Origin of the sequence: Micromonospora sp. CPCC 205554, from assembly GCF_036902745.1 — a bacterium.
GTDB lineage: Bacteria > Actinomycetota > Actinomycetes > Mycobacteriales > Micromonosporaceae > Micromonospora > Micromonospora tulbaghiae.
Window position 1 is genome coordinate 1 of sequence record NZ_JBAKHP010000046.1, and the last position, 17,280, is coordinate 17,280.

General features: G+C 74.4%; 20 protein-coding genes and 1 pseudogene. 15 read left to right on the forward strand and 6 right to left on the reverse strand.

All coding sequences use genetic code 11. The annotated features are described in order from the left end of the window. Positions 1-196 (forward strand): annotated as a pseudogene (locus V6U82_RS30150) (dipeptide/oligopeptide/nickel ABC transporter ATP-binding protein); the annotation flags it as partial. 29 nt (positions 197-225) lie between these two features. On the opposite strand, the gene V6U82_RS30155 reads toward V6U82_RS30150, so the two are convergent. Then, a complete protein-coding gene (locus tag V6U82_RS30155; protein WP_334467318.1) occupies positions 226-1,032 on the reverse strand; it encodes an SDR family oxidoreductase in 807 nt (268 codons plus the stop codon). Between the two features lie 93 nt (positions 1,033-1,125). On the opposite strand from V6U82_RS30155, the gene V6U82_RS30160 reads away from it, so the two are divergent. Then, positions 1,126-1,515, forward strand: coding sequence for a hypothetical protein (locus V6U82_RS30160; RefSeq protein ID WP_334467320.1), 390 nt, complete (start codon positions 1,126-1,128; stop codon positions 1,513-1,515). An 85-nt stretch (positions 1,516-1,600) separates the two neighbouring features. On the opposite strand, the gene V6U82_RS30165 is transcribed toward V6U82_RS30160, so the two are convergent. Next, complete coding sequence (locus V6U82_RS30165; protein WP_334467322.1) at positions 1,601-2,308, reverse strand: B3/B4 domain-containing protein; 708 nt, start codon at positions 2,306-2,308, stop codon at positions 1,601-1,603. A gap of 31 nt (positions 2,309-2,339) precedes the next feature. Beyond that, entirely contained in the window at positions 2,340-2,948 is a 609-nt protein-coding gene (locus V6U82_RS30170; protein ID WP_334467324.1) for a LysE family translocator, read from the reverse strand. A 29-nt stretch (positions 2,949-2,977) separates the two neighbouring features. Here V6U82_RS30170 and pdxR point away from each other — a divergent pair, with 29 nt between their 5' ends. Beyond that, on the forward strand, positions 2,978-4,462 hold the full coding sequence (pdxR, locus tag V6U82_RS30175) for a MocR-like pyridoxine biosynthesis transcription factor PdxR (RefSeq protein ID WP_334467325.1): 1,485 nt from the start codon (positions 2,978-2,980) through the stop codon (positions 4,460-4,462). 51 nt (positions 4,463-4,513) lie between these two features. Here the strand turns inward: pdxR and V6U82_RS30180 are convergent, their stop codons facing one another. Beyond that, on the reverse strand, positions 4,514-5,509 hold the full coding sequence (locus V6U82_RS30180) for a helix-turn-helix transcriptional regulator (RefSeq protein ID WP_334467327.1): 996 nt from the start codon (positions 5,507-5,509) through the stop codon (positions 4,514-4,516). A 44-nt stretch (positions 5,510-5,553) separates the two neighbouring features. Here V6U82_RS30180 and V6U82_RS30185 point away from each other — a divergent pair, with 44 nt between their 5' ends. Both V6U82_RS30185 and V6U82_RS30190 read left to right on the forward strand, forming a co-directional pair. Then, on the forward strand, positions 5,554-6,030 hold the full coding sequence (locus tag V6U82_RS30185) for a hypothetical protein (protein WP_334467329.1): 477 nt from the start codon (positions 5,554-5,556) through the stop codon (positions 6,028-6,030). Then, the gene (locus V6U82_RS30190; protein WP_334467330.1) at positions 6,030-6,485 is read left to right on the forward strand and encodes a hypothetical protein; all 456 of its coding nucleotides are present in this window, start codon (positions 6,030-6,032) and stop codon (positions 6,483-6,485) included. The genes V6U82_RS30185 and V6U82_RS30190 overlap by 1 nt, the downstream gene beginning before the upstream one ends. On the opposite strand, the gene V6U82_RS30195 is transcribed toward V6U82_RS30190, so the two are convergent. Then, positions 6,460-7,140, reverse strand: a complete 681-nt coding sequence (locus tag V6U82_RS30195) for a TetR/AcrR family transcriptional regulator (RefSeq protein WP_334467331.1) — start codon at positions 7,138-7,140, stop codon at positions 6,460-6,462. The genes V6U82_RS30190 and V6U82_RS30195 overlap by 26 nt on opposite strands. Positions 7,141-7,255: 115 nt before the next feature. Between V6U82_RS30195 and V6U82_RS30200 the strand changes: the two genes are divergently transcribed. The 5 genes from V6U82_RS30200 to V6U82_RS30220 all read left to right on the forward strand — a co-directional run bounded on the left by V6U82_RS30200 (position 7,256) and on the right by V6U82_RS30220 (position 12,558). After that, positions 7,256-8,761, forward strand: a complete 1,506-nt coding sequence (locus tag V6U82_RS30200; protein ID WP_334467332.1) for a flavin-containing monooxygenase — start codon at positions 7,256-7,258, stop codon at positions 8,759-8,761. Then, a complete protein-coding gene (locus V6U82_RS30205; protein ID WP_334467333.1) occupies positions 8,754-9,722 on the forward strand; it encodes an SDR family NAD(P)-dependent oxidoreductase in 969 nt (322 codons plus the stop codon). The genes V6U82_RS30200 and V6U82_RS30205 overlap by 8 nt, the downstream gene beginning before the upstream one ends. Further along, positions 9,719-10,558 (forward strand): alpha/beta fold hydrolase, encoded by an 840-nt coding sequence (locus V6U82_RS30210; protein WP_334467335.1) that lies wholly within the window; start codon positions 9,719-9,721, stop codon positions 10,556-10,558. Before V6U82_RS30205 ends, V6U82_RS30210 begins: the two co-directional genes overlap by 4 nt. Positions 10,559-10,627: 69 nt before the next feature. Continuing rightward, positions 10,628-11,278, forward strand: a complete 651-nt coding sequence (locus V6U82_RS30215) for a GntR family transcriptional regulator (RefSeq protein WP_334467337.1) — start codon at positions 10,628-10,630, stop codon at positions 11,276-11,278. Continuing rightward, complete coding sequence (locus V6U82_RS30220) at positions 11,275-12,558, forward strand: MFS transporter (protein ID WP_252453403.1); 1,284 nt, start codon at positions 11,275-11,277, stop codon at positions 12,556-12,558. The genes V6U82_RS30215 and V6U82_RS30220 overlap by 4 nt, the downstream gene beginning before the upstream one ends. A gap of 112 nt (positions 12,559-12,670) precedes the next feature. On the opposite strand, the gene V6U82_RS30225 is transcribed toward V6U82_RS30220, so the two are convergent. Then, entirely contained in the window at positions 12,671-13,084 is a 414-nt protein-coding gene (locus V6U82_RS30225; RefSeq protein WP_334467339.1) for a hypothetical protein, read from the reverse strand. A 139-nt stretch (positions 13,085-13,223) separates the two neighbouring features. Here V6U82_RS30225 and V6U82_RS30230 point away from each other — a divergent pair, with 139 nt between their 5' ends. The 5 genes from V6U82_RS30230 (at position 13,224) to V6U82_RS30250 (ending at position 17,273) form a co-directional block, all read left to right on the forward strand. Then, a complete protein-coding gene (locus V6U82_RS30230) occupies positions 13,224-14,312 on the forward strand; it encodes an S-(hydroxymethyl)mycothiol dehydrogenase (RefSeq protein ID WP_334467341.1) in 1,089 nt (362 codons plus the stop codon). Beyond that, positions 14,309-14,938 (forward strand): MBL fold metallo-hydrolase, encoded by a 630-nt coding sequence (locus V6U82_RS30235; protein ID WP_128137024.1) that lies wholly within the window; start codon positions 14,309-14,311, stop codon positions 14,936-14,938. The genes V6U82_RS30230 and V6U82_RS30235 overlap by 4 nt, the downstream gene beginning before the upstream one ends. 139 nt (positions 14,939-15,077) lie before the next feature. Continuing rightward, positions 15,078-15,395, forward strand: a complete 318-nt coding sequence (locus V6U82_RS30240) for a DUF3626 domain-containing protein (protein ID WP_334467343.1) — start codon at positions 15,078-15,080, stop codon at positions 15,393-15,395. A 209-nt stretch (positions 15,396-15,604) separates the two neighbouring features. After that, the gene (locus V6U82_RS30245) at positions 15,605-16,330 is read left to right on the forward strand and encodes a hypothetical protein (RefSeq protein ID WP_181726561.1); all 726 of its coding nucleotides are present in this window, start codon (positions 15,605-15,607) and stop codon (positions 16,328-16,330) included. 391 nt (positions 16,331-16,721) lie between these two features. Beyond that, positions 16,722-17,273 (forward strand): hypothetical protein, encoded by a 552-nt coding sequence (locus tag V6U82_RS30250; RefSeq protein WP_128137022.1) that lies wholly within the window; start codon positions 16,722-16,724, stop codon positions 17,271-17,273. The last annotated feature ends 7 nt before the right edge of the window (positions 17,274-17,280 follow it).

Sequence of the window (17,280 nt, forward strand, 5' to 3'; positions counted from 1 at the left end):
CAACCCGCCGTCGGGCTGCCGCTTCCGCACCCGCTGCTGGAAGGCCACCGACCACTGCGCCACCGAAGAACCCGCACTCGTCACCCGCGACGGCGGCAGCCAGCACACCGCCTGCCACTACCCAGAGCAGCAGCAGACACCGCTCGACGCACCCGTGGGAGCCACCCCCGATCCCGGCAGCAACGAACGCACCTGACCCACGACGGGGCCGGGGGCGACCACAGGCTAGGCAGAACGCCACGAGTGGGAGGAGAGAGCAGAAGCCTGCGGACCCATCAACAGCATCCCCCCGTCCACCGCCCACGACGCCCCCGTCACGTACGCCGCAGCCGGTGAGGCGAGCATCGCCACCACCGCCGCCACCTCGCGGGCGTCACCGGGCCGTCCGACCGGCACACCGGGACGCTCCTGGGTGAACGGGTCGACGTCCTCCTGCCCGGTCATCGGGGTGGCGATCTCGCCCGGGGCCACCGCGTTGACGGTGATCCCGTCGGCGGCGAGTTCCTGTGCCATCACCTTCGTGAGCAGGCCGAGCCCGCCCTTGGCCGCGCAGTACGCCGACGAGCCGACCCGGGGCGCGTGCTCGTGCACGCTGGTGATGCTGATGATCCGGCCGCCCCGTCCGGCCGCGCGCATCCGCCGGGCGGCCCGTTGCGAGCACAGGAACGGCCCGTCCAGGTCCACCGCCAGCACCTCACGCCACTTCTCCCAGCTCACGTCCACGAAGGGTTCGGACAGGCCGGTGCCGGCGTTGTTGACGAGCACGCCCAGGCCACCGAGCCGGTCGGCCAGCTCGTCGACCACCGCCGCCGCCTGGGGGAGCCGGGTCAGGTCCAGCTCGGCGGTCTCGCAGCGGCGGCCGGTGGCGCGTACCTCGGTTGCGGTGCGTTCGGCCCCCGCCGGGTCGCCGTACCAGGTGATGCCGATGTCGTAACCGGCTTCGGCGAGCGCCACCGCGCACGCCTTGCCGATGCCGGAGTCCGCGCCGGTGACGATCGCGACGCGGTCGTAGTCCTCGTATCGTTCGGGCATGTCCGCGCACTACCCGCGGGCGGCGACCTCAACCGGCCGGACGACTCCGGCTCGCCCGGCGGTTTCGTCGTACCCGCTCGCTAGGGTACGGGCGTGATCGCCGATGACTCCGATGCCGTGACAGTCCGCTTCCTGCGCATGATGCGTGCCGAGATAGGCGCCGAACGGGTGGGGGAGGATTCGCTCGGCCGCACCGCCGACCTGGCCCGGCGCTGGTGGGGCACCGGCGCCGCCGCTGACGCGCGACTCGCCGACGCCCTGCGGGAGCTGCACGGCGAGCCGGTCGGCCTGGCCGATCCGCACGACGTGGCGGGTGCCGCGAGCGCGTTGACCGCCGACGCCGGTCTGTTCACCGAGCCGGACGCACGCGGCGCGGCGATCGCCCGGTTCGCCGCCAACGCCCGCCGGCTGCGGACGGGCGAGATCACCCCGGCCGAGTTCGACGAGCTGATGGCACGCGACCGGACCGACCCCGACGCCTGACCACGAGGCGGTCGGCTACCAACGTCGTCGCCGCGCGACCGGCCGTCACCACGCCGCCCGACCGGTCGTCATCACGCGGGCGGGGTCAGCCCGTCCGGACCGGCACGGCGAACTCCGGCGCGTCCGCGGTGAGCAGCGCCGTCCGTGACGGCACGCGCCACTGCTCGTCCAGCGTCGCCGCCAGTTCGGCCAGCATCCGGCGTACGGTCGGCGTCGCGCCCTCGTGCATCGCCTCGACCACCACGAGCACCTCGGCGGTGCCGGCCCGTACCGCCGAGGCGCCGCTCTGCCGGTGGCACCAGCGCCGGGCGTGCGCGTGTCCACCCTGGTCGGCGAAGATCACCTCGCCGGGCGCGGGGTGCTCGCTCTCCCCACCGAGCCCCAGGTAGGACTCTGTGCCGTCGGCCGGGCGCACGGTCAGGTCGCCGTCGATCCGGGCCAGGTCGAGCACGGCGACGGGCACCGCGTACCGGGTGGACAGCGCGTTGCCGAGGTCCACGAGCGGGTGCAGCCGGGGCAGTTGACCGTCCCGCCGCAACCGGCGCAGCAGCGACTCCGCCGCGCAGCGGTAGCGGGTCGGCGGGCAGCCCATCCGGGTGAACGCGCGACGCCATGCCTGGATCTCCAGGAAGCCACCCTCCGGCCCGGCGGCGAGCCGGTCCCGGGCGGTGCCCAGATACCCGGCCAGCCGTGGTGTCACGTCGACGTCGGGCGTGACGCCGGTGGCGTGCAGGACACCGCAGGTCAGTTCCGGGAAGGCCGACCAGATCTCGGGGGAGTGACGGAAACGCACGGGAGGACTCCTTCTGAGCGGTGAGGACGGGTCAGGCGGTGAACGCGAGGCCGAGGCCCAGGACGAGGAAGCTGCCGGCGAAGGCGTGCCGCAGCAGCCCGGTCAGCCGGGGCCGGGACAGCACCCGGCGGCGCAGCGCGCCGGCCAGGAGCGCGTACCCGGCGAACACCAGCAGCGTGACGGCCATGAACACCAGGCCGCAGGCGAGCATGCGCACTGTGGCGGCGGGCGCGTCCGGCGGTACGAACTGCGGCAGGAACGCCACGAAGAACACCGTCACCTTCGGGTTCAGCAGGTTCAGCAGCACCCCGTCCCGGAACACGGCCGCCGCCGGACGCGGGGGCCGGTCGCCGTCGAGGGCGAACGCGCCCCGGTCGCGCAGCGCCGACCAGGCCGTCCAGAGCAGGTACGCCACGCCCAGCCAGGTCACCACGCGGAACGCGGGGGTGCCGGCGCGCAGCAGGGCGGCCAGGCCGGTAACCGCGGCGATCACGTGCGGGACGAGGCTGAGCGTGCCGCCGGCGGCAGCGGCCAGGCCGGCCCGGCGTCCGCCGGTCACGGCGGTGGCGAGCGTGTGCATCACCCCGGTGCCCGGAGTGATCGCGACGACGAGCGAGGTCAGCAGGAAGGCGACTGTCATGCGGTCCAGCCTGTGGCCATAATGGTCCGATGGACAGAGCCAAAGTCGTCGTTCCCGAGGAGTCCAAAGCAGCCGGTGCGGACTTCCTCCAGCTCGACGTCGGCGAGGCGCCGCCCGGTGGCCGCGCGGACTGGCTGGCCGCCCGGCTGCGGTCCGCGATCGCCGACGGCCGGGCCCCGGTGGGCACCCGGTTGCCGGCCAGCCGGGTGCTCGCCGCCGAGCTGGGCGTCTCCCGCGGCGTGGTGACCGAGGCGTACCAGCGGCTCGCCGAGGACGGGCAGGTGGCCGGGCGCGGCCGGGCCGGAACGGTGGTGGTCGCCACGCCGGCCGCCGTGGTCACCCGGCCGCCCGAGCCGAGGAGAGCACCGGACGTGTTCGCCACCCGGCCCGGCGTCGACGCCTTCGACGAGTTGCGCGCCGTACCCGCGCAGGTGGACCTGACTCCCGGCGTACCGGATCTGGCGGCCTTTCCCCGCGGGGCCTGGCTGCGGGCCGAGCGGGCCGTGCTGCACCGGATGACGCCCGCCGCGCTCGGCTACGGCGACCCGGCCGGCACGCCCGCGCTGCGACTGGCGGTCGCGAACTGGCTGGCCCGCAACCGGGGCGTCCGCGCCGACCCGGCCGAGGTGGTGATCGTGGCCGGGGTGTCCCAGGCGCTCGGCCTGCTCGCGCGGGTGCTGCACGACCGGGGTACGCACACCGTCGCGGTGGAGGATCCCGGCTCCCTCGGCGTACGGCAGCACCTGGGCTGCTCCGGGCTGGCGACACCGCCGGTGCCGGTGGACGACCGGGGACTCTGCGTCGACGAGCTGGAGCGCTCCGGCGCGCCGGCCGTGCTGCTCACCCCGGCGCACCAGTTCCCGACCGGCGTGGTGCTCGACGGCGACCGGCGCCGGCGGCTGCTGCGGTGGGCACGCGACGGCGGCCTGGTGGTGGAGGACGACTACGACGCCGAGCACCGCTACGACCGTCCGCCGGTGCCGGCGCTGCGTGCCATGGCGCCGGATCGGGTCTGCTACGTCGGCAGCATCTCCAAGCTGCTCGCGCCGGCGCTGCGGATCGGGTGGATGCTGGTGCCGCCCGCGCTGCACGCCGACGTGGTGGCCGCGAAGCGGGCGGCCGACCTCGGCAACGCGGCGTTGCCGCAGCTCGTGCTGGCCGAGCTGATGGAGTCCGGCGCGCTGGAACGGCACCTGCGGCTGCTGCGCCACCGGCACGTACGCCGCCGGGACGCGATGATCCGGGCGGTCCGCGCGTACCTGCCGGGGGCGGTGGTGCACGGCGCGGCGGCCGGGCTGCACCTGATGGTCACGCTCCCCGGCGACGTCGACGACCGGGCACTCGCGGCGGCGGCGCTGCGCCGGGGCGTCAAGGTGCACCCGCTGTCCTGGCACGGCCAGCGCCCGCAGCCACCCGGCCTGGTCCTCGGGTACGCCGCCACCCCGCCCTCCGAGATCGACCGAGCCCTCGCGACGGTGGCCGAGTCACGCCGCACCCTCACCCCGCCCCGGTGATCAAGCAGTTCGTGTCCGGGTCGATCTCCGACCAGGACACAAACTCCTTGGTCAACCGGGAAGGGGCGGGGCGGGCGGGGGGTGGTAGAGGGTGCTGAGCGCGGTGGCGGTCTCGGACAGGCGGGCGCGCAGCGGGGCGGGGGAGAGGATCTCCACCTCGGCGCCGAGCCGGAGCAGGTCGCCGTGGGCGTGGGTGAGCGACTCGATCGGGATGACCGCGTGCACCCAGCCGGTGGCGTCGGGCGGGCCGGCGCTCGCCTCGGCGGCGGCCACGACCACGTCGCTGCCGACCTCGCGCAGCCGGGCGAACCCGCGCGGCGACAGCCGGATGCGCGCCTCGTCGCGGTGCAGGCCGGCCCGGAACTCCACCACGTGCGCGCGCCACCAGGCCGGCAGGTCGAACTCCGGCCGCTCGAACGGCTCGTCCAGCGGGGCCAGGTCGAGGATCTGGTTGACCCGGTAGGTGGCCGGGTCGGCGCGGGCCGGCCGCGCGGCGACCAGGTACCAGCGCCCGCCCTTGAGCACCAGCCCGTACGGTTCGAGGACCCGGGTCGTCTCGCCCCGCCAGCCCCGGTAGCGCACCCGGACCCGGTGTTGCCGCCACACCGCCTCGGCGGCCTCGGCCAGGTGCGGCGACGGATCGCCGTCGGAGTACCAGCCCGGTGTGTCCAGGTGGAACCGCTGCTCCAGCCGGGCCGCCCGGTCGGCCAGCGGCGCGGGCAGCGCGGCCCGCAGCTTGAGCTGCACGGCGGCGACGACCGACTGGTAGCCCAGCTCGGCCGCAGGTCCGGGGAGCCCGGCGAAGAGCAGCCGGTCGGCCTCCTCCGCGGTCAGCCCGGTCAGCCGGGTCCGCCAGCCCTCCACGAGCCGGTAGCCGCCGTCGTGTCCGGCCTCGCCGTACAGCGGGATGCCGGCGGCGTGCAGCGCCTCCACGTCCCGGTAGACGGTGCGCGCCGACACCTGGAGGCGGGCGGCCAGGTCGGCGGCGGTGAGCCGGCCGTGCGCCTGGAGGAGCAGCAGGATGGACAGGAGTCGACTGGCCCGCATTCCACTGACACTAGCTGTCAGGGGAGCGGCCCTAGCGTGCCCGCATGGCCTTTCACGACAAGGAGCTGACCGTGCCGGGGACCGTCGAGGTGGCCGGCCGGCACGTCAAGCGCTACCACATGGACCAGCCGGACCGCCGCCTCGAACCGCGGGTGGTCGACGCCGCGTACGCGTACCTGCCGAAGCTGCTGCCCGCCCCGGACGGCTCCACCCCGCCGGCGAGCTGGGTGGTGCTGCACCGGGGCGCGGACACCGGGGCGTACCTGCTGGCGTACAGCTGGTTCTTCGACAACGTGGTCGAGTGCCGCATCGCGATCGCCGGGCAGCCCGCCCTGGACTGCCCGGACGACGACCCGGCCCACTTCGTCGACCTGACCCGGCCCGGCGTCGGATGCGTGTGGGAACTGGGCGTGCTGGAACACGAGCGCGCCGCCTGGATCCGGCACGTGCTGGCGCCGGACCGGCCCGACCTGGCCGGCTACCTGGCCGACGCCCGGGCCGACGGGCCGGTGGGGTTCTGATGGGGGACTTCGACTTCCTCGCCGGCACCTGGGACGTGACCAACCGGCGGCTGCGGCAGCGTCACGTCGGCGGCGACGACTGGGACGAGTTCGCCGGCGTCAGCGAGGCGCGCTCGTTCTTCGACGGCGCGGGCAGCTTCGACGAGATGCGCTGCCCGAGCCGGGGTTTCTCCGGCTCCTCGGTGCGCGTCCTGAACTCGGCGACCGGGCTGTGGTCGATCTACTGGATGCACAGCGCGCGGGGCGTGCTGGAGCAGCCGCCGGTGGTGGGCCGGTTCACCGACGGCGTCGGCGAGTTCTACGCCGACGACACCGACGAGGGGCGGCCGGTGCGCTGCCGGTTCCTCTGGTCGGCGATCACCGCTGACTCCTGCCGGTGGGAACAGGCGTTCTCCACCGACGGCGAGCGCACCTGGGAGACCAACTGGGTCATGGAGTTCCGCCGGGCGGCGTGACCGGCGGCGTGGTGGTCCGGTAGATCGCGGTCAGCCACACGTCGAGCAGCACGTCCACCACGTCCCGCTCGGCCACCGCCGGGCCGTCCCCGGCGAACGTGGCGTACCAGACGCGTTCGTTCATCGAGTTCAGCGCGATGGCGAGGTCCCGGGCGGGCAGCCCGTCCGGGGCCGCGCCGCGGGCGCGTTCGGCCTCGATCGCGGCCTGCACCGCGCGGACCCAGCGTTCCAGCACCTCGGCCCAGAGCCGCCGCACCTCGGCGTTGGTGCCGCGCACCTGGGCGCACGCCAGCACCACGTCGCGGTGCCCGCCGAACGTGGCGTGGAACCGGGCGATCAGCTCCCGCCAGTGGGCGCGCGGGTCCTCGGCGAGCCGCTCGAACACGCCCCCGGCGGCGGCGTCGGCCTCCTCGGTGACGCGGTCGAGCAGCGTGAGCAGCACCGCGTCCTTGGACGGGAAGTAGAAGTAGAAGGTGGGGCGGGAGATCCCCGCGCCGCGGGCCAGGTCGTCGATGGAGATGTCGGCGAAGGGGCGCTGGGCCAGCAACCGCTCGGCCGTGGCCAGGATGGCGGTCTCCCGGTCGTCGCCGGTGGACCGGCCGGCCCGCCGCCCGCGCGTCGGCGCGGCGCCGGTCGGCGTACGGGCGGGCGTCATGTCGGCTGATGCTACACCCGCTCGACACCATGTCGATTCGACTCGACACGGTGTTGACTGCGGTCGACGGCGATGGATAGTGTCCGGTCCACCGCCGGTGCGAACGGGAGAAGCGATGGCCGCAGACCACGTCGACGTCCTCATCGTCGGGGCCGGCCTGTCCGGCATCGGCGCCGCCGTCCACCTCGGACGCGAATGCCCCGGCAAGACCTACGCGGTGCTGGAGGCCCGGGGCGCCATCGGCGGCACCTGGGACCTGTTCCGCTACCCGGGCATCCGATCCGACTCCGACATGTACACCCTCGGCTACTCGTTCAAGCCGTGGACCGACCCGAAGGCCATCGCCGACGGCGACTCCATCCGGGCGTACGTGCGCCAGACCGCCCGCGAGTACGACGTCGAGCGGCACATCCGCTTCCACCACCGGGCGGTACGCGCCGAGTGGGACAGCGCCACCGCGCGCTGGACCGTGCACGCCCACCGCGACGACACCGGCGAGGACGTCACCCTCACCTGCGGGTTCCTGTTCACCAACTCCGGCTACTACCGCTACGACGAGGGCTACACGCCACGGTTCCCCGGCGTCGAGCGGTACGCCGGCATGCTCGTGCACCCGCAGCACTGGCCCGAGCACCTGGACTACAGCGGCAAGCGGGTCGTGGTGATCGGCAGCGGCGCCACAGCCGTCACCCTGGTTCCGGCCATGGCCGAGCGGGCCGCCCACGTCACCATGCTCCAGCGCTCACCCACGTACGTGATCGCGCTGCCCTCGCGTGACCGGTTCGCCGACGCCGCGCGGCGCTGGCTGCCCCCGAAGGCCGCGTACGCGGTGGCCCGGTGGAAGAACGTCGCGCTCGGCGTGGCCAACTTCCAGCTCAGCCGCCGCGCCCCCGGCGTGGTGAAGCGGTTCCTGCGCCGGGCCGCGAAGGGCCGCCTGCCGTCCGGGTACGACGTCGACAGGCACTTCTCGCCCCGCTACAACCCCTGGGACCAGCGGCTCTGCGTGGTGCCGGACGGGGACCTGTTCGCCGCGCTGAGCGCCGGCCGCGCGTCGGTGGTGACCGACACCATCGACACGTTCACCGAGCAGGGCATCCGGCTCGCCTCCGGTGAGGAGCTGCCCGCCGACGTGGTGGTCACCGCCACCGGCCTCAACCTGCTCGCGCTCGGCGGCATGACGCTGGCGGTGGACGGCGCCGAGGTCGACCTCGCCTCGACAGTGGCCTACAAGGGCATGATGCTGTCCGGAGTGCCGAACTTCGCCATGACCATCGGCTACACGAACGCCTCCTGGACGCTCAAGGCCGACCTCGTCGCCACGTACGTGTGCCGGCTGCTGCGCCACCTCGACGACACCGGCCGGCAGATCGTCACGCCGCTCGCACCGGACACTGACGACCTGGTGCCGATCATCGACCTCCAGTCCGGCTACGTGCTGCGCGCCGTCGACCAGCTCCCCAAGCAGGGACCGCAGGCGCCGTGGCGGCTGCACCAGAACTACCCCCGCGACGTACGCCTGATGCGGCACGGCCCGCTCACCGACGGCGTCCGGTTCGCCCGCGCCGGCGCGCCCGCCACCGCCCCGGCCGCCACGACCAGCTCCGGAGGAACCGATGCGTGACCTCGTCTTCCCCGGCGGCACGGCGGTGCTCACCGGCGCGGCGAGCGGCATCGGCGCGGCGCTGACCCAAGGGCTGGCCCGGCGCGGCGCCGACCTGGTGCTGCTCGACCGGGACGCCGACGGCCTGGCCGCCACCGTCGCCGCGATCCGGGCCGCGTACCCGGACCGGCGGGTCCAGACCCACCTGGTCGACCTGGCCGACGCCGACGCCACCGACCGGGTCGCCGCCGAGATCCACCGCGCGCACCCCCGGATCCGGCTGCTGATCAACAACGCCGGGGTGGCGCTGGGCGGGCGCTTCGACCAGGTCACCCTGGAGGAGTTCCTCTGGGTCATCGAGATCAACTTCCGGGCGGTGGTCCGCCTGACCCACGCGCTGCTGCCCGCGCTCAAGGCCGAGCCCGGCGCCCACCTGGTGAACGTGTCCAGCCTGTTCGGGTTGATCGCGCCCGCCGGGCAGGCCGCGTACTCGGCGAGCAAGTTCGCCGTACGCGGCTTCACCGAGGCGCTGCGCCACGAACTCGTCGACGACGGCATCGGCGTCACCTCGGTGCACCCGGGCGGCATCCGCACCCGGATCGCCGCGAGCGCCCGCATCGGCAGCGGCGTGGCCCGGGACGAGTACGAGGCCGGGCGCAAGCAGTTCGAGAAGCTGCTCACCATCGACCCGGCCACCGCCGCCGAGGTGATCCTGCGCGGCGCGCAGCGACGCCGCGGCCGGGTGCTGATCGGCTGGTCGGCGAAACTGCCCGACCTGCTCGCCCGCGTCGCCCCCGCCGGGTACGGCCGGGTGCTGGCCCTGGGCATGCGCCAGCGCCCGGCCCGGCCCGGCGCCGCGCCCGCGACTCCGCCCGCCGTCCCGGCCGTCGAGGCACCGGCCGTCGCGACCGACGCGGCCGTGCCGGCTCCGTCTCCCCGGACCGGCGAGGAGGCCGCGGCGGAACCCGGACACCGGGCGTGACGCTCGCCCTGCCTCCGGCCGACGAACGCACCGTCGACGGGCGGCGTACCCGGTGCCGGATCAGCGGCGACGGGCCGCCCGTCGTGCTGCTGCACGGCATCGGCCGTACCCTCGACGACTTCACCGCCCTGCACACCGCGCTGGCCCGCGACCACCTGGTGCTCGCGGTGGACCTGCCCGGGCACGGCGGCTCCGCGCCGCTGGACGGTCCGCACACGCTCCCGGCCCTGGCCGCGGCGGTGGCCCGCTTCCTGGACGTGGCCGGGGTGACCGGCCCGGCGCACCTGGTCGGCAACTCCCTCGGCGGGGCGGTGGCGATGCGCCTGGCCGCCGACGCGCCGCGGCGTGTCGCCAGCCTGGCGTTGCTCAACAGCGCCGGCTTCGGCCGCGAGGTGACCGTGGCGTTGCGGCTGCTGGCGGTACGCCCGCTGGCCCGGCTGCTGCTGCGCCCGCACCCGGGGATCGCCCGGCGCACCGAGCGGGCGATCTTCTACGACCCGGCGTACGTCACCGACGAGCGGATCGCCCTCTCGCTCGCCGTGGCCGGGCAGCCGCACGCGGCCCGGGTGATGCGGGAACTGGTCCGGGACCTGGGCACCTGGCGCGGCGTACGCCCGCAGTGGCGCGCCGGCCTGCTCGACGCGGTGGCCGCGCTCGACCTGCCCACGCTGCTCGTCTGGGGCGAGCGCGACCTGGTCCTGCCCGCCGCGCATCTGGCGTACGCCCGCACGAGGTTGCCGAACGCGCGCAGCCACCTCTTCCGCGACACCGGGCACATGCCGCAGATCGAGCGGACCGCCGAGGTGGAGGCGCTGCTGCGGGAGCTGTGGGCCTGACCGTGGCCTTCGCCACTGTCCCGGCCGGCGCCGGACCGTCCGGGCGGCCCGGGGAGCAAGCTTAGATACATGACGCATCCCAGCCGGATCGCTCCGTCCGCCGCCGAGCGGGCGTACCGGCATCTCAAGCAGGCCATCCTCGAACAGGTCTACCCGGGCGGCCAGCTCGTCAGCGAGGGCGAGATCGCCGAGGCGACGGGCGTGTCCCGCACGCCGGTCCGGGAGGCGCTGCTGCGGCTGGAGACCGAAGGGCTGGTCAAGCTCTACCCGAAGCGCGGCGCGCTGATCCGGCCGGTGTCGGCCCGGGAGATCGCCGACGTCATCGAGGCGCGCCGGCTGGTCGAGCTGCACGCCGCCGACCGGGTCTGGCCGCGCCGCGCCGAGCTGCGCGCCGACCTGGCCCGCTGGCTGGACGAGATGCGCCGCGCGCACGCCGCCGGCGACCTCACCGCGCTGATGGCCGCCGACCGCTCGTTCCACGCCGCCGTGGTCGAGGCGGCCGGCAACGAGATCCTGGCCGAGCTGTACCACCGGCTGCGCGACCGGCAGCTGCGCATGGGCGAGGCGAGCTTCCGGCTCTCGCCCGGCTGGGCCGAGGTCGCCCTCACCGAGCACGCCGGTCAGCTCGCCGCGCTCGACGGCGACGACCCGCAGGCGTGGCACGACGCGGTCGCCGCGCACATCGACACCGCCGCGCGGATGCTCGGAACGCTGCGGTGAGCGCGGCTCGCCGGCCCGCCGCCCTGGTGTACGCGGTGGCGCTGACCGCGTACCTGACCGCCGTGTTCCACCGCAGCTCGCTCGGCGTCACCGGGGTCGACGCGGCGGACCGCTTCCACATCAACGCCGCCGCGCTCGCCACGTTCTCCGTCGCCCAGCTCGCCGTCTACGCCGTCATGCAGGTCCCGGTCGGGGTGCTGCTGGACCGGTACGGCTCGCGTCGGCTGCTGCTGGCCGGCGGCGCGCTGATGGTGGCCGGGCAGGTCATGTTCGCCGTCGCCGGGGACGTGCCGCTCGCGGTCGCCGCCCGGGTGCTCGTCGGTCTCGGTGACGCGATGACGTTCATCAGCGTGCTGCGCATCGTCGCGTTCTGGTTCCCCGGCCGGCGCAATCCGTTGCTGGTGCAGCTCACCGGCACCGTCGGCCAGCTCGGCGCGGTGCTCGGCGCCGTACCCCTGGTGCTGCTGCTGCACCGCGCGGGCTGGACGCCGGCGTTCCTCACCGCCGCGGCGCTCGGCGCGACAGTGGTGCTGCTGGTCCTCGTCGCGGTCCGTGACACCCCGCACGCCGAGCACGCCACCGCGCTCGCGCCCGACCTGGCCACCGTGCGCCGCCGGCTCGCCGAGGCGTGGGCCCAGCCGGGCACCCGGCTGGGCCTGTGGACGCACTTCGTCACCCAGTTCTCCGGCTCGGTGTTCGCGCTGCTGTGGGGCTACCCGTTCCTGGTGCAGGGACAGGGCTTCTCGCCCACCGCGGCGGCCGGGCTGCTCACCGTGATGACGATGGTGACGCTCGTGTGCGGGCCGGTGCTCGCGCACCTGTGCGCGCGCTACCCGTTCCACCGCTCGGTGCTGGTCTTCGCGATCACAGCCGCCACCGCCGGGATGTGGGCGGTGGTGCTCGCTTGGCCCGGCCGGGCGCCGCACGCGCTGCTGGTGGCGCTCGTGGTGGTGCTCGCGGTGAACGGTCCCGGGTCGATGATCGGGTTCGACTACGCCCGCTCGTTCAACCCGGTGCACCGCATCGGCAGCGCCACCGGCATCGTCAACGTCGGCGGTTTCGCCGCCTCGATCGTGCTGATCCTGGCCGTCGGCGTGGTGCTCGACCTGGCCACCCCGGCCGGGCACGACGCGCCGCCGCTGTCCGCGTTCCGGTGGGCGTTCGCCGTCCAGTTCCTGCTCTGGGCGCTCGGCGCGGCGCAGGTGCTGCGCTACCGCAACGCCGCCCGCCGCCGGCTCGCCGACGAGCGGGCCGCCGCGACGGTCGCGGCACCCGCCTGAGTACGCGGGCGGCCCGGCGGTGCGCGGACGGCCCAGCGGTGCGGGGCGGCCCGGCGGTGTGCGGACGGCCCAGCGGTGCGCGGGCGGCCCGGCGTGGCGTCGGCCGGTCGGCTCAGCGCCGGTGCCGGACCAGCGAGTCGAGCACCAGGGTCAGCCCCGCGCCGACCAGCCACACGTCCTTGGCCAGGCCGATGCCCGCCTGACTCGGCCGCAGGCTGGTGCCCTCGCGCATGCCCGGCGTCTTCAGGTAGAGCTGCACCAGCCCGGCCCCGAACGCGGTGAGCGCGGCCCCGGCCAGCAGCGACGGGACGAACGGGGCGAGCAGCGCCGTGCCGAGCGCGATCTCGCCCCGGGACAGCAGCATGGCGAACCGGTCCGGCGGGATCTGCCGCAGCTGCGGCATCGCGCCGGCCGCCATGCCGTGCACGCCCGCGGCGGCCTCGCCCTCCAGCGTCCGCTTGCCCAGCCCGGAGTTCAGGATGTACGCGCCGATGGCGACCCGCAGCGGCGCATGCGACAGCCTCATGATCACTCCCGTCCCACCTGGTAGAACCGGCACACCGGGTACCCGGTCATGACCAGGACAATCCGCAGGTCTTCATTGGTTCACCAGTCATGATCAGCGGTAGGTTCTGAGTGCAGACGCAAGCAACGAAGGAGGCACCGTGAGCCAGGAAGTCCGGGGAGTCGTGTCGCGGCGCAAGGGCGCGCCCGTGGAGGTCACCACCATCGTGGTGCCGGACCCGGGGCCGGGCGAGGCGGTGGTCCGCATCCAGTCGTGCGGCGTCTGCCACACCGACCTGCACTACCGCGAGGGCGGCATCAACGACGACTACCCGTTCCTGCTCGGCCACGAGGCCGCCGGCGTCGTGGAGCAGGTGGGCGACGGCGTCACCGACGTGGCGCCCGGCGACTTCGTGGTGCTCAACTGGCGCGCGGTCTGCGGGCAGTGCCGGGCCTGCCGGCGCGGCCGCCCGTGGTACTGCTTCGCCACCCACAACGCGACGCAGAAGATGACGCTCACCGACGGCACCGAGCTGACCCCGGCCCTCGGCATCGGCGCGTTCGCCGAGAAGACGCTCGTACACGCCGGACAGTGCACGAAGGTCGACCCGTCGGCCCGGCCGGCGGCGGTCGGCCTGCTCGGCTGCGGCGTGATGGCCGGTCTCGGCGCGGCCATGAACACCGGCAACGTGACCCGGGGCGACTCGGTCGCGGTGATCGGCTGCGGCGGCGTCGGCGACGCGGCGGTGGCCGGCGCGGCCCTGGCCGGCGCGACCACGATCATCGCGGTGGACACCGACTCCCGCAAGCTCGACTGGGCGCGCAAGTTCGGCGCCACCCACACCGTCAACGCCTCCGAGGACGACGCGGTGGAGGCCATCCGCGCGGCCACCGGCGGCTTCGGCGCCGACGTGGTGATCGACGCGGTCGGCCGTCCGGAGACGTGGAAGCAGGCGTTCTACGCGCGCGACCTGGCCGGCACCGTCGTGCTGGTCGGCGTGCCGACCCCGGAGATGACTGTCGACCTGCCGCTGCTGGACGTATTCGGCCGCGGCGGCGCGCTCAAGTCCAGCTGGTACGGCGACTGCCTGCCCAGCCGCGACTTCCCGATGCTGACCGAGCTGTACCGGCAGGGCCGGCTGGACCTGGACGCGTTCGTCACCGAGGAGATCGCCCTCGACCAGGTCGAGGAGGCGTTCGCCCGGATGCACCACGGCGACGTGCTGCGCTCGGTGGTGGTCTTCCCGTGACGGCCCGCGTCGACCACGCCGTCACCTCCGGCACGTTCTCACTCGACGGCCAGACGTTCGACGTGGACAACAACGTCTGGGTGATCGGCGACGACGCCGAGTGCGTCGTCCTCGACGCGCCGCACGACGTGGCGGCCGTCCGCGAGGTGATCGGTGACCGGCGGGTGCTGGCGATCATCGCCACCCACGCCCACGACGACCACGTCCGGGTCGCGCCCGAGCTGGCCCGGGCCACCGGCGCGCCGGTGCTGCTGCATCCGGCCGACCGGGTGCTGTGGGACATGGTGCACCCGGACACGGCCCCGGACGGCGAGCTCACCGACGGGCAGACGTTCACCGTCGGCGGCACCACGCTGCGGGTGCTGCACACGCCCGGCCACAGCCCCGGCGCGTGCAGCGTGTACGCACCCGGCCTGGGCGCGGTCTTCACCGGCGACACGCTGTTCGCCGGTGGGCCGGGCGCGACCGGGCGGTCGTACAGCGACTTCGGCACCATCGTCGAGTCGATCCGTACCCGGCTGCTCACGCTGCCGCCGGAGACGGTGGTGCACACCGGCCACGGCGACGACACCACGATCGGGGCCGAGGCGCCGCACCTGGACGAGTGGATCGCCCGGGGCCACTGAGGACCGCACACCCGCGCGGGTCCGGCCGGAGCAGTCCGGTCCGGGCCCGCGCGGCGTCTCCGCCCCGGCGTCCGCCCGCCGCTGGCGGACTCGGAAACCGCGTGGCCGCGCGACGGCGCGACCCGTGATGCTCGGGCCCGTGCCCGTCGCCACCCTCACCGACGCCCAGTCCGCGCGCTGCGCCACGTCCGCGACGTCGCGCTGCGCGACCGCCCGGCGGCGCTCGCCGTCATCGCCCGGCGTGGACGCCGAGTTCCGCGGCCCTGACATCCCGTCGCCGGCCCTACGGGTGGCCGCCGAGTTCGCCCGCGCGGGCGAGCCGCTGCACGCGGCGCTCGTCGGGCGCGCCGCCGCCTCGGTGGTACGCGAGCCGCAGCGCTGGGCCGACCGGGGACCGGCAGCGGTGAGGCTCCAGCACCTCTGGCACGTGCTGGTCCGGTTCGGCGTTCCGGCCTGATCGTCCCTGTCTGCCGTCCACGGCCCTGCTGCCCGGAATCGCGGGTGACCTGGATCGCAGCCTCGGCCCTGCCCGGCATTTCCGGAATGACCGACACAGCGGGCTCGTTGTGTCCCCCGTACCGCCGGAACCCAAACACCTACCCGGCGGTAGTCCCTCGAGGGGCGCTCACCCCGGAGCGCGTCGTAACGATCGAAAGGGCAACCATCGTGAAGCAGCACTTCACTCGATGGCTCCCCGCCATCGCGAAGACCGCCGTCGCGAAGACCGCCGCCGTCTCCCGTGACCGCCGTGCCGCGCTGAGCGTGGCGGGGGTGGCCGTACTGGGCGGACTGGCCGTCGGCCCCGTCGCCGTGGCCGCGCCGGTCACCAGCGGGCCGCACGCCGGTGCCAAGGCCGCCATCGACCTGGCCACCGGTAAGAAGACCTCCACCGAGGCGGTGAAGCCCGGCCAGACCACCGGCCTTGACAAGGTGCCGACCAGGGCCGACCGGCCGGCCAAGGAGAAGCTCGTGCCGCACGGCGTCGAGGGCGCGCAGTCGCGCATCCCGCTCGACGACGCGCAGCTCGACAACGCCAAGGCCATCGTCGAGGCGGCCAAGGAGACCGGCGTGGGGGAGCGGGGCGCCGTGATCGGCGTCGCGACCTCGCTGCAGGAGTCGAAGCTGTACAACCTGGGTCACCTCGGCGCGTACAACGACCACGACTCGGAGGGTCTGTTCCAGCAGCGCCCGTCGTCCGGTTGGGGCACGTCCGAGCAGATCACCGACCCGGAGTACTCCAGCAAGGCGTTCTTCAACGCGCTGAAGAACGTCGGCGGCTGGCAGGAGCTGCCGCTGACCACCGCCGCGCAGACGGTCCAGGTGTCCGCCTACCCGTACGCGTACGCGCAGTGGGAGGAGCAGGCGGCGGACATCGTCCAGCAGGTCTGGTAACCCGACCCGTACAGGCGGCCGGCCCTCTTCCGGAGGGCCGGCCGTTGTCGTCGATCTTGGACCTGTGGCACCTCGCAGACCTCGTGAACCGGACATCGCGGGCGCCACAAGTCCAAGATCGACTTGAGAGGGCAGGCGAGTGGGGGCGATGTCCGGATCCGCTGTGATGGGCGGCACTGCGCGGGCGGAATCGGGGGCGGGCGGGTGGCGTTGTAACCCGGTGCGCGACCGGAGTGGCGCCGCCGAGCGGCCCCGGGAATGACCCCGGCCCGCCGGTCGTTGCAGATGCACCCGGCACGCCCCGCGCTGCCGGATCCCCCCAGAACCTTGAGCGCCTGACGGTGCCCACGCGTCCACCCCCGGATGCGTCGACCCCCGAACGGAGCCCATCATGAACACGATCCTGCGCAAGAGCATCCTCGGTGTCGCCGGTCTCGCCTTCACCGGTGGCGTGTTCGCCGGTCCGGTCGCCGCCCACGCGGCGGACACCGCCAAGCCGGCCGCCGTCGCGGTCCAGGGCGCGAGCCCGCAGGGCGCGCAGTCGCACGTGGACCTGAACGACGAGCAGCTCGCCAACGCCAAGGCGATCATCGCGGCCACCAAGAAGGCGGGCCTGCCCGAGCGGGCCGCGGTCATCTCGATCGCCACCGCGCTCCAGGAGTCGAAGCTGGAGAACCTGGGCCACCTGGGTGACCGCAACGACCACGACTCGCTGGGCCTGTTCCAGCAGCGGCCATCCAGCGGCTGGGGCACGCCGGAGCAGATCACCGACCCCGAGTACTCGACGCTGGCGTTCCTCAAGGGCCTCAAGCAGGTCGACGGCTGGCAGGACATGCCGCTGACCGAGGCCGCGCAGACCGTCCAGGTCAGCGCCTACCCGGACGCGTACGCGCAGTGGGAGCAGCAGGCCGCCGAGATCGTCGCCCAGCACTGGAACAAGTAAGAGCAAT